General features: G+C 41.0%; 7 protein-coding genes. 3 read left to right on the plus strand and 4 right to left on the minus strand.

Annotated features, from left to right (window positions below):
• Positions 1-65: 65 nt before the first annotated feature.
• The 3 genes from KDU71_RS06835 to KDU71_RS06845 are packed head-to-tail and all read left to right on the plus strand — an operon-like array spanning position 66 to position 12277.
• A complete protein-coding gene (locus KDU71_RS06835) occupies positions 66-9086 on the plus strand; it encodes an Ig-like domain-containing protein (RefSeq protein WP_212189174.1) in 9021 nt (3006 codons plus the stop codon).
• Positions 9087-9117: 31 nt separating this feature from the next.
• A complete protein-coding gene (locus tag KDU71_RS06840) occupies positions 9118-10059 on the plus strand; it encodes a PorP/SprF family type IX secretion system membrane protein (RefSeq protein ID WP_244828258.1) in 942 nt (313 codons plus the stop codon).
• 22 nt (positions 10060-10081) lie between these two features.
• Positions 10082-12277: an OmpA family protein gene (locus KDU71_RS06845; RefSeq protein WP_212189175.1), complete on the plus strand. Its 2196-nt coding sequence runs from the start codon at positions 10082-10084 to the stop codon at positions 12275-12277.
• An 86-nt stretch (positions 12278-12363) separates the two neighbouring features.
• Here the strand turns inward: KDU71_RS06845 and KDU71_RS06850 are convergent, their stop codons facing one another.
• The 4 genes from KDU71_RS06850 to KDU71_RS06865 all read right to left on the minus strand — a co-directional run bounded on the left by KDU71_RS06850 (position 12364) and on the right by KDU71_RS06865 (position 15142).
• Complete coding sequence (locus KDU71_RS06850; RefSeq protein WP_212189176.1) at positions 12364-13239, minus strand: ChaN family lipoprotein; 876 nt, start codon at positions 13237-13239, stop codon at positions 12364-12366.
• Between the two features lie 96 nt (positions 13240-13335).
• Positions 13336-13950, minus strand: a complete 615-nt coding sequence (locus tag KDU71_RS06855; RefSeq protein ID WP_212189177.1) for a leucine-rich repeat domain-containing protein — start codon at positions 13948-13950, stop codon at positions 13336-13338.
• Between the two features lie 63 nt (positions 13951-14013).
• Positions 14014-14475: a hypothetical protein gene (locus KDU71_RS06860; RefSeq protein WP_212189178.1), complete on the minus strand. Its 462-nt coding sequence runs from the start codon at positions 14473-14475 to the stop codon at positions 14014-14016.
• Complete coding sequence (locus KDU71_RS06865) at positions 14462-15142, minus strand: HAD family hydrolase (RefSeq protein ID WP_212189179.1); 681 nt, start codon at positions 15140-15142, stop codon at positions 14462-14464. Before KDU71_RS06865 ends, KDU71_RS06860 begins: the two co-directional genes overlap by 14 nt.
• Positions 15143-15202: the final 60 nt, after the last annotated feature.

Consider the following 15202-nt stretch of genomic DNA (forward strand, 5'->3'; position numbering starts at 1 on the left):
CACGGAATGTTATGCGTAATAGTGGTTTGGAAATAAAAGGAACAATAATAAAATAGTATCTATTGATGAATTGTGTATTGAAGTGGACAGTTCTTGTGGCACTTTTAAGTTCGTTTAGCTACTTGCGGGCGCAAGAAATATGTAATAATGGTATTGATGATGATGGAGATGGTTTAGTTGATCATTTCGATCCGGATTGTGATGGTGCCAGCGGAGGGGAATATTTTTATTTCGGACAGCCCATACCTGGCTGTCGTGAAAAGCCACCCGTACTGGAACGTTACACCTTAGTAGAAAAGTATAATACTAAAGTTGCCAATTCACCGGACCCCAATAATCCAACACATGTTTATCCGACTGACCAGCGTTGTGGAATGTTCATTGGCGATATGGATAATGACGGGATACCTGATATTGTTTCAAAAGATCCGCAGGCTAAAAAAATACTGATTTTCAACGGGCTTAATGGTGTATTTAAGGCTGAGGTGACGGGTGTGACGTCAACAACATACTCGCAATTAGCCATAGGTGATGTGGATGCCAACGACACTAAAAAAGATGTATTTAATGTTAGCAATGCCAAGGAGCTTGGTCGCTATAGTTATGATTACACTACCAAAAGTTTTGTTCAGGAATGGTTAAATACCACAGAGCTCACAGAGGTAAATCATCAAACACCTCAACTGGCAGATTTTAATGGGGATGGCAGGCCTGAAGTGTATGTGGGTAACCAGGTTTTTGATGCGCAAACGGGGAAATGCCTCATAAATAAAAATAACACCTTAAACTTTGGTTCAATTCCCGGAAATAGTGCTAAAGACTCTTACACGTTTGCATATGATATTTTTAAACCAGGTGATGTTGTTCCAAATGGTGGTGGTGCAGTATTTGACTCTAAAGCGGCTGGTCTTGAGTTAATAGCTGGTAACGCAGTTTATTTGGTGGACTTTGATCCCAATGGAGCTGCTAACAATGGGGCACTTTCGGTTGGCGTTGAAGTGCCCATCGCAGGTTTAACAAATGGTGATGGTTTCACTAGTATTGGTGATTTAGATAATGATAATCGCATCGATGTAGTGGTTAGTAGTAATGATGGAGCCGGCGCAGTTATTTATGCCTATAATCCCTATACTGCTTCACAAATAGGTTCTAACTTCAGTATTGGCAATAGTTCTGTGCGTACTGGTCGTTGTAATTTAGCTGATTTTGACGGTGATAAGCAAATTGAGATAGGTGTTGCCGGCAAAAGCACTTATGTAGTTATCGAATATGATAGAGATTTAAGCGTCTTATCAGAAAAGTGGCGTAAGAATGTTGATGACCCGTCGCAAATGACCGGTAGTACGGTTTTTGACTTTGAGGGCGATGGAAAGGCTGAAGTGGTTTATTCCGATGAGCAAACACTTTATGTATGGCGAGGCGAAGATGGATACGAGATTGCATCGGTGCCATCTCCGTCAGGTACACGAACTGATTATCCTTTGGTAGCTGATGTAGATGATGACGGACAGGCAGAAATTATAATATCAGCACAGGATCAAATGGATCCTGGCAATAGTCCGGGAAAAAGCTTTATTTCCGTATATCGTTCTAAAGACGCACCATGGGTGGCTGCACGCGAAACCTGGAATCAGCATGGTTATATTGTTACTAATGTAGGTCCTGAGTTAGCCATTCCTGCCAACCAGCAAGAAATTGTGAATTATAACTTCTTTCAGGAATTTAACGAAGCATTTAATGGATTCCTGGTTCAAACAACTTTCTTAACCGATTGGGCCGAACCAACATTTGCTGTGGGCGATCTTACTACTGAAAATGTGATTATTAACCTGGATCAATGTGTAGCTCAGAAAGATGTGACATTTACAGTGACACTCCAAAATAATGGTGATTGGAAGACACCAAGAAATACCCCAATTGCCGTTTTTGACGGTGACCCTTATGAAACAACAGCCCGTTACCTGGGTACATTCTATACACCCGAAAATGTTGAGGTAGGCGGTACGTTAGATGTTGAACATACTGTTACAGACTGGGATGGTGATGGTTGGATGAACTTATATGTTCTGGCTAATCATTATGAAGAAACCTTAAACCCTGGCGATTTATTACCAGCTAAACTTAAAAAAAATAATTCGCCAACGCTTGAGTGTAATTACGTCAACAATGTAGGTTTTATTGTGAAAATTGAGAATTGTAACGTTTCCAACGCTCCCCAAATCGATTTAGATAGAGATAATAGTTCCGGCACTTCGGGCAATGATTATACAACTGCTTTTGCCATTCAGGATGATGTAGCTAATATTGTTCCGGTTCTTATTAGTGAGCCAGATGTACTTGTGGCCGATGATAATGATGATCACATGCAAGGGGCCAATATCAAAATAACTAATCTGCTCGACACGGGTTATGAATTCTTAGATCACCCTTCTCTTGGGTCCTCAGTTGGTAGCATTTCAATTACTGCTGTTAGTGATGGTGAAATTAGGTTGAGCGGAAATGGAACTCTTGAAGAGTACGAAAACATCATCAAATCGATCACGTATGAAAACCGAAAAACGTCCGGAATTAACCAAGCCGATAGAATTATTGATGTTAAAGTTAATGATGGTATTTATGATAGTAATGTTGCTAAGTCAACTATTCTTTTAAAAGTTGAACCCAACCTGGATCTAGATTCTGATGACTCATCTGTGGCTGGAAGAGATTTCGAAACAACTTTTACAGAAGGAGGCGCACTAATACCAGTTGTTGATACGGATGTTATTATTAACACAGATGGTGATATTAACCTTCAAAGCGTATCGGTAAAGCTAACTAATATTTTAAACGGAGTTGATGAGAGCTTATCAGTTGTGGGTACTTTACCTGCAGGAATTAGTGTTACAACAGCGTATGAAAATGGTATTGGCGTTATAGAATTATCAGGCGATGCTTCCGCTGTTGATTATCAAACTGCGCTAAAACAAATTCACTACAATAATACATCACATAATCCCAATACAACATCACGCGTATTGGAGCTAAAGGTTAATGATGGCTACCTGGAGAGTTTAGTGGCCAATACAACCATTACGATTATTGCCGTTAATGATGCCCCGTTTATCAGTGGGCCAACCACTAGTGCTGTATATGATCGTCAGGCGGCAACACCGGTGCTACTTGCTCCAACCATCAGCATAACTGATAAAGATGATTCAGATATTCACTCCCTCATTATTGAAATAACCGCAGGTTGGGATCCTTTAGATGCTTTAACTGATTCATATAGTGGTTCAACCTTATCAGTTGTTAATGATGGAAATGGTAAAATAACAGTTACCGGTCCGGCAGCAATTAATGAGTTCGAGGCTTATATTGCCGGGATTAAATTTAGCAGTACTACAGCTCTCTCAGGAGTTCGGACAGCAAGCATCTATGTGGTTAAAGATCGCAATACAGCCGAAGGTTTAAGTAGTAATGTTTATACCAGAATCATTAGTATCGATACACCGGGTAATGATGCCCCAATTGCAGGTGATGACCAATATCAAGCCAATGAAGATGTTGTTTTGAATATTGCAGATGTATCCGGTTTATTAAGAAATGATTCAGATCCTGATGTAGCAGATAATCCAATAGTTACATTGGTTGGTGGAGCGGGCGCTAATCCGTACAATGGAGCTTATGGTACTTTGGATTGGAGTTCTTCAGGTGCATTCATCTATACACAAAAAGCAGGTAATACTGAATTAGGAGTTGGGCAAACTATGGTTGAAACAGTTACTTACACAATTAGTGATGGTAATGGGGGAACAGATCAGGGAACGATTAGCATCACCATAAATGGAGTTAATGATGACCCGGTTGCCAATGATGATAACCATAGTGTTGATGAAAATGGTTCCATTACAGTGAATGGAGCAAGTGGTCTTATTTCCAATGATACGGATGTGAATACACCCAACGATGTCCTGTTAGTGCAATCAATCGAAGGTACATCAACGGGTAGTAATGTAGGAACCTATGGAACGTTAGTATGGAGTTCATTGGGTGATTTTACTTATACGCCGGATAACTCAAATCCATTAGTAAGTCAGATGGTTGCAGGCGAAAGTATTGTTGAAATATTTTCATATATCATGCACGATGGTCATGGAGGAACAGCAAGTGCTGATTTAATTATTACCATCGATGGTGAAGATGATGCACCCGTTATATCTGCTAATAATGTAAGCCTGGCTGAAGGTGTTACAACAGTCCAGACTGTAACGGCAACAGATGAAGATTCCAATGAGACAAAATTATTCTCAGTATCGGGTACTGATGCTGATGATTTTAATATTGATCCAGCAACAGGAGAATTGAGCTTTAAAAATCCAACGGACTATGAAAATCCAACGGATAATGGATCCAACAATATATATAACATCACAGTTACTGTAGAAGATAAAGGGGGCTTAACAGATTCAAAAGATATAATCATTTCTGTAACTAACATAATTGATGCGCTGTCACTTCAATTTTCTGCAGCTTACTATGCAGATGTCGAGAATTCAGGAGGTAATATTCCTGTAGTTGTAGCAAGCGGAGAGCTTATACCTACGGATGTTACTGTTAATGCCAGTGTTACTGGTGGTAATGCGACAATAACTGATGATTATACACATACAGCATTGGTTACAATTCCGGCTGGAGATTATACCACGCCTCAAAATATAGCTTTGAGTTTGGCTATTGTTGATGAAAGTTTGGCTGAAGAGGATGAAACAGTCACTTTCGAGTTATCAGGACAAACAGCAGGCGTGCGTCTTGGATCGCAAAAGACCACAACTTACACCATTCAAAATGATGATGTTCCATCCATATCTTTAAGTCTGGTGGGTTCTCCAATATTAGAAAATGGCGGAATCGCCACAATTACAGCAAGCTCTGATATTTTAAGTGCAAACGACATTGTTGTTAATTTATCTAACACCGGAACAGCAACAAATATCGTTGATTATGCAATGGCTGGTTCAATTACGATTCCGGCTGGTCAATCAAGTGCTTCTGTTTCTTTAACCGCCGTTCAAGATGTATTGGATGAAGCTAACGAGACGGTTATCACTGACATTGCAACAGTAACTAATGGAGTGGAGAATGGAACACAGCAGGTAACCACTACAATCACCGATGATGATGATGCACCAACAGTTAGCCTATCCGTTGATAATGCCACAATAGCAGAAAATGGGGGCGTGGCAACTGTCACAGCAAGCATTGATGCTGTATCAGCCTTGCCTGTAACAATAATATTAGCCTACTCAGGTACAGCCACATTAGGTGGAACCGATGTTACTGCTACAGTTGGTACCAATGCCAATTCTGTCACTGAAATAGTTATTCCCGCTGGCTCAACAATTGGAACAGTAACTATTACTGCAGCGCAGGACGTGCTGGATGAAGCCGATGAAACAGTCATTGTTGATATCGATAATGTGGTGAATGCCATTGAAGCAAGTGCTCAGCAAGTGACTACAACCATTACTGATGATGATAACACACCGGTAATTACTTTTGTAGCTGCCTCATCTGCTGGTGATGAGTCGGTAAACAGCACCGATCTTCAGGTAGATTTATCAGCCGCCAGCGGTTTGGTTGTGAGCGTAGATTATTCTGTAAGCGGAACTGCCTCGGGTACTGGTGTTGATTATACTTTGGCCAACGGAACATTAACATTGCCGGCCGGAACAACAACCGATCATATTACAATTGCCGGTATTGTCGATGATCTACTGGATGAAGACAATGAAACGGTGGTTGTTACTTTATCCAATCCAGTTAATGCGACTTTAGGATCGAATGCTGTTCATACTTATACGATTACTGATAACGATAACACACCGATAATTAATTTTGCAGCTGCCTCATCTGCTGGTGATGAGTCGGTAAACAGTGCCGCTCTTCAGGTGGATTTATCTGCAGCGAGCGCTTTGGTTGTGAGTGTTGATTATTCTGTAACCGGAACTGCCACGGGCACTGGTGTTGATTATACTTTGGCCAACGGCACATTAACATTGCCGGCCGGAAAAACAACTGATAATATTACGATTGCCGGTATTGTCGATGATCTGCTGGATGAAGACAATGAAACGGTGGTTGTAACTTTATCCAATCCAGTTAATGCGACTCTAGGAGCGAATGCAGTTCATACCTATACGATTACTGATAACGATAATATGCCAAACGTGACGTTATCTGTTGATAAGGTAGTAATTGCAGAAGATGGTGGCGTGGCAACAATTACAGCTAGCATTGATGCAGTGTCAGGCTTGCCGGTGACCATTACTTTAGCCTACTCAGGTACAGCCACTTTAGACGGAACTGATGCCACAACGGCTGCTGGCACCAATGCCAATTCAGCTAACGAGATTGTTATCCCGCCCGGCTCAACAAGCGGAACAGTGACTATTACATCTGCTGCTGATGCCATTTATGAAGGAAATGAAACCGTTATTATTGATGTCGATAATGTAGTAAACGCTGCAGAAACAACAACTCAGCAAAAGATGGTTGAAATTACAGATGGCCAGTCACAACCAACCGTAACGTTAGAGTTAACTGGTTCGCCTTTCTCAGAGAACGGAGGTACAGCTAATGTTAAGGCTGTTTTAAGCCATGTGAGTGTTGAAGATGTTCAGGTTGAAGTGACATTATCAGGAACAGCAGCTGTAACCGACTATAACGCAACACCGCTTAACCTGATAATTCCGGCTTTAGTCACTGAAGCAACAATCACATTAACCGGGGTTAATGATATTGAAGCAGAAGGTGATGAAACAGTTATTGCGGACATTACAAACGTCGTAAATGGCTCTGAAGATGGCGTTCAACAGGTAACAGCTATTATATCAGATGATGATGTCGCTGGTTTAACTGTTGTAGTAAGCGGCGGAAGTAATGAAACAAGCGAAGACAAAACAACAGATAGCTTTGAGGTGGTGTTAAATACTCAACCTGCAAATGATGTGGTCATTAATATTACCGGATTAGATGCTACGGAAGGAGAACTAAGTGCAACATCACTCACATTCACCAATGCCGATTGGGATCAAGCTCAAATGGTTACTATTACTGGTAAAGATGATAATCTCATTGATGGCACAATTGATTACGTGCTAACATTGGTGGTTGATAATATAAGTTCAGACGATGCCTACGATGATTTATCAACCACAACAACTGTTCGTAATCTGGATAATGATGTTGCTGATTTTACATTAAGTAAAAACACTTTATCGACCAATGAAAATGGAGCGACTGATGACTTTACAATTGTGTTAACAGCTGAACCGGTAAATAATGTTGTGCTGTTGCTTTCAGAGTCGGATGATGAAGGAACAGTGGTTAGTCCGGTAACTTTTACGCCAGCTAATTGGAACAAGCCACAGACAGTTGTTGTGACACCTGAGGATGACTTAATAGTTGATGGTGACCAAACCTATGACATTACAATAAGTGTTGATGCAGCCAACAGTGATGATGGTTTTGATTTGGTGACCTCTAAAATAATATCAGTAACCAATATTGATAATGATACTGCAGGACTGAGCGTTACACAAAGTGATGGTTCAACCGGGACCTCGGAAAGTGGCGCAAGCGATAGTTTCGATGTGGTACTATATACACAACCAATCAGCAATGTGGTGATAATTATTAGTGGTATTGATGCAACAGAAGGAAGCCTGGATGTAACCAGCTTAACATTCACGCCGGCCAACTGGAACATTGCTCAAACGGTAACGGTAACAGGTCAGAATGATTCGGAGATAGATGGCGATATTAATTATACATTAAAGCTATCCGTTGATAATGCCAACTCGGATGATGCATATGATGGTTTAAGCGAAGTGGTTGAAGTTACCAATATTGATGATGATTCAGCAAATTCGGCTCCGTTTGCCAATGATGACATAGCAAGTATTCAGGAAGGTGATGTTTTAAATGGTACATCTGTACTTAATAATGATAGCGATCCTGATAATCATAACCTGGTGGTTAACACCACGCCTGTTGTTAATGTTACTCATGGAACACTGGTCTTAAATGTCGATGGATCATTTGTTTATACACCCAACCATCGTTTCTTTGGAACCGACTCATTTACCTATGAGGTATGTGATGATGCCTCTGAATCAAAGTGTGCAACAGCTACAGTTACTATTACTGTCACTGAAAATACGGATAGAGATAACGATGGTATTGATAATGATCGTGAGGGTGATGATGATTTGGATGGCGATGGAATCCCCAATGATGAGGATGAAGATGCTGATGGGGATGGTATACTGGATAGCGAAGAAGGAGATGTGGATACTGATGGCGACGGAACGCCAGACTACAAAGATTTAGATTCTGATGACGATGGTATCCTGGATGAAGATGAAGGGAATGGCGATACAGATGGTGATGGTTTGGAGGATTACCGTGATGATGATTCTGATGACGATGGTATTCAGGATAGTGAAGAAGGTGATGTGGATAGCGATGGTGACGGAACACCAGACTATAAGGATTTAGATTCTGATGATGATGGTATCCTGGATGAAGACGAAGGGAATGGCGATACTGATGGTGATGGTTTGGAGGATTTCCGTGATGAAGATTCAGATGACGATGGCATTCTGGATAGCGAAGAAGGTGATGTGGATACCGATGGCGACGGAACACCAGATTACAAGGATTTGGATTCAGATGACGATGGTGTACTTGATGCCGATGAATCGAAAGGTGACTGCGACAGAGATGGTATTCCGGATCGCATAGATGAGGATAATTGCTACGATGAATTGGAGGTATTGGAAGGCTTCTCGCCAAACGGAGATGGGGTTAACGATAACTTTATAATCGCGTGGCTGGACCAGTACAATAAAGTCAGTTTCGAAGTATTTAACCGTTGGGGGAACATTGTCTACCGCAAAGATAAGTACCAGAATGATTGGAATGGTATCTCAAATATTGGCTTTTCTATTGGAGATGAATTACCGGTTGGTACTTACTACTACATCATTGTGGTAGAAGATACCGGAGAAAAGTTGCAAGGCTATATTTACCTGAATCGATAATCAACAGTACAGAATTGTAAAGAAGAAAAAAATGAAACGATTATATAAAAATACATTGGTTGTGTTAGCCACCATGCTTTTGCTGTTATGTTCAGGTAAGGTCAGTGCGCAGCAAGAACCTTTGTACACGCAGTACATGTTTAACACAGTTTCGGTTAACCCGGCTTATGCCGGTACCCGCAATGCCATGAACCTTTTGTTGTTATCACGCATGCAGTGGACTGGTATGGCTGGCGCACCACGCACCTACGATTTTACAATGCATACACCATTGAATAATTATAAAATGGGACTTGGACTATCGGTTGTTTCTGATAGTCACGGGCCGGTTAATAATTACTATGTGAATGTTAACTATGCCTACCGAGTTAGTTTAAGCGAGTCGCTTACCCTGTCAATGGGTATTAAAGGGGGTATTTACAACTACTATGTCAACCTATCTGATATAAACGTTGGAGATAGCGATGTGGCGTTTATGGATAATGTGGAGCAACGTTTTCAGCCCAATGCTGGTCTGGGTTTATACATGTATTCCGACAAGTTTTATGTGGGTGCATCCGTGCCTAAACTGATTCAGACAGAGCTAAGTGGCGATCAGTCGTCTTATGGCTCCACCAGCGACCTGAAACAGCACTTCTTCCTGATGGGTGGATATGTATTCGACCTAAACAAGGATTTGAAATTTAAACCATCGTTAATAACCAAGGTGGTGAATGGAGCACCTCCATCAACAGATCTGACGGGGCAATTCTTAATTAAGGATACCTATTGGCTCGGAGCCACCTACCGTATTGGTGATGCAGTTGCGTTTATTGGCAATATCAGGCTTAATAAGCAGCTGATGGTTGGTTATTCGTATGATTTCACGGTATCTGCACTGAATAACTATAATAATGGTAGTCATGAAATTATCGTCAGCTACGATTTTGATGGTTTTCTTAAAAACAAGGTAAAGTCGCCAAGGTATTTCTAATCACCCCCAACAATTGAGAAAGATGAAACTAACATCTCTACTAATAATCAACTTATTGGCTCTGTCAATAAGTGCACAGTCTCAGACATACAAAAACAAGCTGGATAGCCTTATTAACTCGTTCAGGGTTGAACAGGCATCAAAGGCCTACGATAACCTGGCTTATGCCAAAGCTATCAGGCGTTACGAGCCAATGTATCAGAAAGGTTACCTGGCTGATTCGCTAAAAGGGCAACTGGCCCAGGCCTACCTAAAAGTTAACGAAACGCTTAAGGCCGAAACCATTTATGCAGCAATTGATAAAGCTGATCTTAAAGGTGATGATTTATTTTTTTATGCACAGGCTTTAAAATATAATGGCAAATATGCCGAAGCAGACCGTTGCATGGCCAGATACCTGGACAGTCACCAAGATGATTCGCGGGCAGTTCGCCAAAACAATGCCTTGCCAACCATCCAAAAAATTCTGTCAGAAGAACGCTACCTGATAGAGGAGGTTGATTTCAACTCAGCTCAATCGGATTTTGGTGCTGTTGTTGTGGGCGATAAGGTCGCTTTTACTTCGGCGCGTGAAGTGGATGTGGTGATTCGCCGTGAGTATGCCTGGAAAGAAACGCCATACCTAAATGTGTTTTCTGCACCCATTAAAGAGCACAGTTATGGTTCACCCAAACTGTTTTCTACTGATTTAAAATCGATGTATCACGATGGTCCTGTAAGTATTAGTGCCGATGGTTCGGTGTTGTATATCACCAGAAATACTTTTAATAATTTGATTGGCAAAAAGGGGGGCGATGGCACTAATCACCTGACCCTGATGACTGCTCAAAGACAGTCTGACGGAACATGGTCAAAACCAGAAAGCCTGCCATTCAATAATGCAAACTATTCAACGGGGCATGGCTTTATCACCAAAGACAATCAGCGATTGTACTTTGCAAGCGACCGTGAAGGAGGCCAGGGAGGTTCAGATATCTGGTATGTAAAACGAACCACAGATGGCTGGACAGAACCCATTAACCTCGGTGCTGAAGTGAATACCGAAGGTGATGAGATGTTCCCTTTTATTGATGACGAAAACAAGCTGTATTTTGCTTCCAACGGCCATTTGGGTCTGGGCGGTTTAGACCTCTTTGTGGCGTCTGAAAAGAACGGCACTTATCAGGTTCATAATATGGGTTACCCCATTAACTCGGAGAAGGATGATTTCAGTTTGTTTTTAAGTGAAGATGGTATCAACGGTTATTTCGCATCCAACCGCGATGGCGGTAAGGGTGATGACGATATTTATCGCTTTAAAATTTTAAATGCTGTTAGTTTTAGAAAACACTTAAAAAGTAGATTGCTGGATAAAAACACGCGACAGATCATTGCCCATACACCTGTTCAGCTAAAGGATATTGATGGCCATATTATCAAAGAATTGGTGTCGGATGCTGAAGGTATGATAGAAACTGAATTGCCATTGGAAATGACGGATGTTACTCTGGCGGTTGATGCAGTGGATTATTATCCTTATGCAGATGAGGTGGATGTGTCACAAGATGTGGATGAGCACGAGATGGAGTTGATTCCTTTACCCGTGTATGGTATTTATGGTAATGTTTTCTTATTGCCCGATTTGACTCCGATACCCGAAGTATCCCTGATTGCGGAAGCTCAAAGTAGCGATAGAAAATCGTTGGTAAGTAACAGTGACGGGACTTTTAAAATGAAATTGGAACCAGACACTGATTATGATTTGGTCTTCACCAAAAAGGAGTATTTTACCAGGCGTGTGCAATATTCAACCGTTGGGCGTGATACCGGTTATGTGAATGTAAATGAGTTTCTGGAACTGGAAATGCAGAAGGCTGAAGTAGGAAAAAGTATTGAGATTGAAATTCTGTATGACTTGGGAAAATGGAATATACGCGAAGATGCTGCCACCGAATTGGATGATATGATTCAGTTTCTGCACGACAACCCGACTATTAAGATAGAGTTGGGGTCCCATACCGATGCGCGTGGTTCAAGAACTTCAAACCAAATTCTTTCGCAGCGCCGAGCCGAATCAGCTGTAAAGTATATGGTAGAAAGAGGTATAGCAGCCAATCGGATTCAGGCAAAAGGTTACGGTGAAACGCGTCTTAAGAATCGATGTGCCGATGGTGTAACTTGTTCAGAGGAAGAGCACCAGGCTAACCGTCGTTCTGAAGTAACTATAATTGAGATGTAAAATAAGAGATATTAGTTGAGATAGAAACTAAAGGCCGGTTATGCAACTTCATAACCGGCCTTTTCAGTATTAAATGCTATTGAACATCATCTTCGCATACCAACATATGTTTTTGTCATGTCGGTAGGTACACAAATAATATAATCGGCTTTTCCCAGGTATTCATCACTCAGTTTATCAATATCTTCCTGCGATACAGTGGTAATGGTTTTCACCTTCATTCCCGGTTGGTATATTTGCAGGTATTTACGAATGCCTCCATCATCATCGGAATGGAAGCTGCCATTATAATGGATAAACAGGTGTCCGGCAGTGAAATTTTTGGTGATAAAAAAGCCCATTGTTGCATCTTTAATGGCTTGTGCTTTGGCTATTGGTAATGGACTTTTGCCCATCATACCACCCATTTTAGCAATAAGTACCGAGTCGGGGTCAAATTCGATGGGCAATGGGGCAATAAATCGCTTGGCTTCATCACTCAGCTTATCGAGTGTATCAATGCCTTTTTTGTGCACAATGGATGCATAACGCCTTGGTATGTTGGTGGCCACAAAGTGTACAGCTGAATCTTTAGCGAAGCGGATGAGTGGCTCATAATCGGTATCGTAATTGCTCCACAAACGGCATTCGGCTTCAAATTTATCTCTCGAGATAAAGTCATTCATATATTCATCAATAATGAGCTGATTGTCAGCCTCAAACATTTCGGCACCCATTATGAGTTTACCATTCATGGAATCATAAAGCGATTTGGTTACTTCCAGTTCCAGCCAATGGGCTATGGGGTTGTTGTGGTACTCGCCGAATAGCACGATTTCGGCATTACCAAGTTCCTTAATCATTTTCTTATATTTGATTTCCTTGCCTTGTGAATCAAATAGTTTGTATGCGGGCATATCAGGCTTAAAGGAGCTAAGTGACAGAAAGCACATGGTCAAAAGTAGGAATGTGTAGTTTTTCATGGCGGGTTTGTTTTCCTGTGTTATCTATAGGTAAATAAACAATAACTCGCTGAAAAGTTTAGTTGACATCGGTTTAGTTAATAGATATTTGCAGGATTACATGATGAGCCGCTTTACTTTATTCGTTACTGAATCAGGTTTTTGAATCAACGGGTTTTCAATCAGTACCAGCTCATCCCACTGCCCATCGTTAAGTTGTTCAAAAGGGAAGGTGGTGATTTGATTATTGTTTAAATAGATATTTGTCAGCTTGGCAGCTTTGATAAGGTGGTGGCAGTCGGTGTTGATGCTATTATCGGTGAAATCAATAAGCTTAAGTTGTTCCAGATGGGCAATTGGCGCAGGAATATTATGGTATTGGTTTTGGCCCAGGTAAAGCTTTGCAAGTCTTTTTAATTGTGTAATCCTCTCTGGTAGTGACGCCAAATTATTAATTCTGGCATCCAGGTATTCGAGTTTTGTCAATTTGCCGATGTCATCAGGTAACTGTTCAAGTTGGTTTTCTCTGATGTCGAGGTAATGCAGGTGTTTCAAGTCAAAAATTTCAGAAGGTACCTTACCGTTCAATCTAGCTTTGAAGATACTAAGGTGAGTTACCTGCTCATGTTCATTGAGCACATAACCTTTGGTAATCCAGCTAACTTTTTTAATTAGTTTTAACGGCCGATGGAGTTGCTGGTTAAGGCGTTCTATGATGTTGAGATCTGACATGTATTCTGATAGTTTGTGGTCTAATATACTAAAGGCACATCACGCTTTAAAGTCTACATGCCATTATTTAATGGCTGCAATTTTAATCAATTGCTTATTAAACTCCACCTGATCACCAACAATACATCCTTTCATGGCCTGGCCTATTGGCGAAGCCAATGAAAGGGCATAATAGGTGGTAGTGTCGCAAATAATTTTGCCCATAGCTACCGATATGAAGTAATTTCCGCTATTGGTGTAAACTAAGCTTCCAAATTCAACTGTTTCAGGTATTTTGTCCAGATTGATTTGTTTCAGCTCATTTTTAATGCGCAGCTGCTGGCCAAGTTGATTTTGTTGTTTAGTTAGCTCTATTTGCATCATTTCGCGGCCTGTCTCAAACTTGTCACCTGCACTACTTTTAGTGTCGTTTTTCATGGCCTCTGAAAGGTCAGCAATGGTGGCATTAAGCGTTTGTATTTTACTGTCAACTTGTTGTAGTAATTTCTCTAATATAGATAGTTTGATGGGCTTATCTTTTTTCATGGTCAATCTTTTTAAGAACTAGTGATAGTTGCTGACTATCGGCATAGAGTTCATCGGCTCCGGCTTCGAGCAGTACTTGGTCATTAAGTTTACCTGTATTGACAGCAATGGTGTATAAACCGGCAGCTTTGGCAGATTCAACACCCATAGGAGCATTTTCAACCACAATGCATTCGTTTTTATCATAACCACTGCGCTCCCAAGCTTTAAGGTATGGTTCAGGGTGTGGCTTGCCCTGTTCAACATCTGCTCCGCTTATTATGCATGCAGCATCAATTGCAAAATCTGTATTAAGCTTACTAACCAGGGCTGGTTGGCGCGAACCTGTAACGACAAATATTTTAATGCCGCAGCTTTTTAGTTGGTGTATTAATTCTTGCATGTGCGGGAAGATGGTTGCAGCAGGTCTTTTATTCATTAGTTCTGTTTTGAGCTGATAGGCTGCTTCTTCCTCTTCTTTGGATGGTTGTCTGTTAAGGTATTTCTGAAAAGCAATGCGGATGGTTGAATACCCGGTTCGACCTTCATTCATATAGGCTTCTTCAGGTTGGAAATCAATTCCAAACTCTTTCAGGCTATTAATCCAGGTGTATTCGTGGTTAGGCATTGAATCGTATAGTACCCCATCCATGTCGAAAAATATGGCTCTAATTGCAGATGCTTCCATGATTGTATTTTTAGCAGGCGCTAAAATACATATCTTCTTTCAAATGCTTCAAATTAGATA

This window comes from Carboxylicivirga sediminis (genome assembly GCF_018156225.1).
In the GTDB taxonomy this organism is placed as follows: Bacteria; Bacteroidota; Bacteroidia; order Bacteroidales; family Marinilabiliaceae; genus Carboxylicivirga; species Carboxylicivirga sediminis.

Coding starts and splice junctions, on each gene's coding strand:
- KDU71_RS06835 (WP_212189174.1), top strand. CDS start 66: ATGAATTGTGTATTGAAGTGGACAGTTCTTGTGGCACTTTTAAGTTCG.
- KDU71_RS06840 (WP_244828258.1), top strand. CDS start 9,118: ATGAAACGATTATATAAAAATACATTGGTTGTGTTAGCCACCATGCTT.
- KDU71_RS06845 (WP_212189175.1), top strand. CDS start 10,082: ATGAAACTAACATCTCTACTAATAATCAACTTATTGGCTCTGTCAATA.
- KDU71_RS06850 (WP_212189176.1), bottom strand. CDS start 13,239: ATGAAAAACTACACATTCCTACTTTTGACCATGTGCTTTCTGTCACTT.
- KDU71_RS06855 (WP_212189177.1), bottom strand. CDS start 13,950: ATGTCAGATCTCAACATCATAGAACGCCTTAACCAGCAACTCCATCGG.
- KDU71_RS06860 (WP_212189178.1), bottom strand. CDS start 14,475: ATGAAAAAAGATAAGCCCATCAAACTATCTATATTAGAGAAATTACTA.
- KDU71_RS06865 (WP_212189179.1), bottom strand. CDS start 15,142: ATGGAAGCATCTGCAATTAGAGCCATATTTTTCGACATGGATGGGGTA.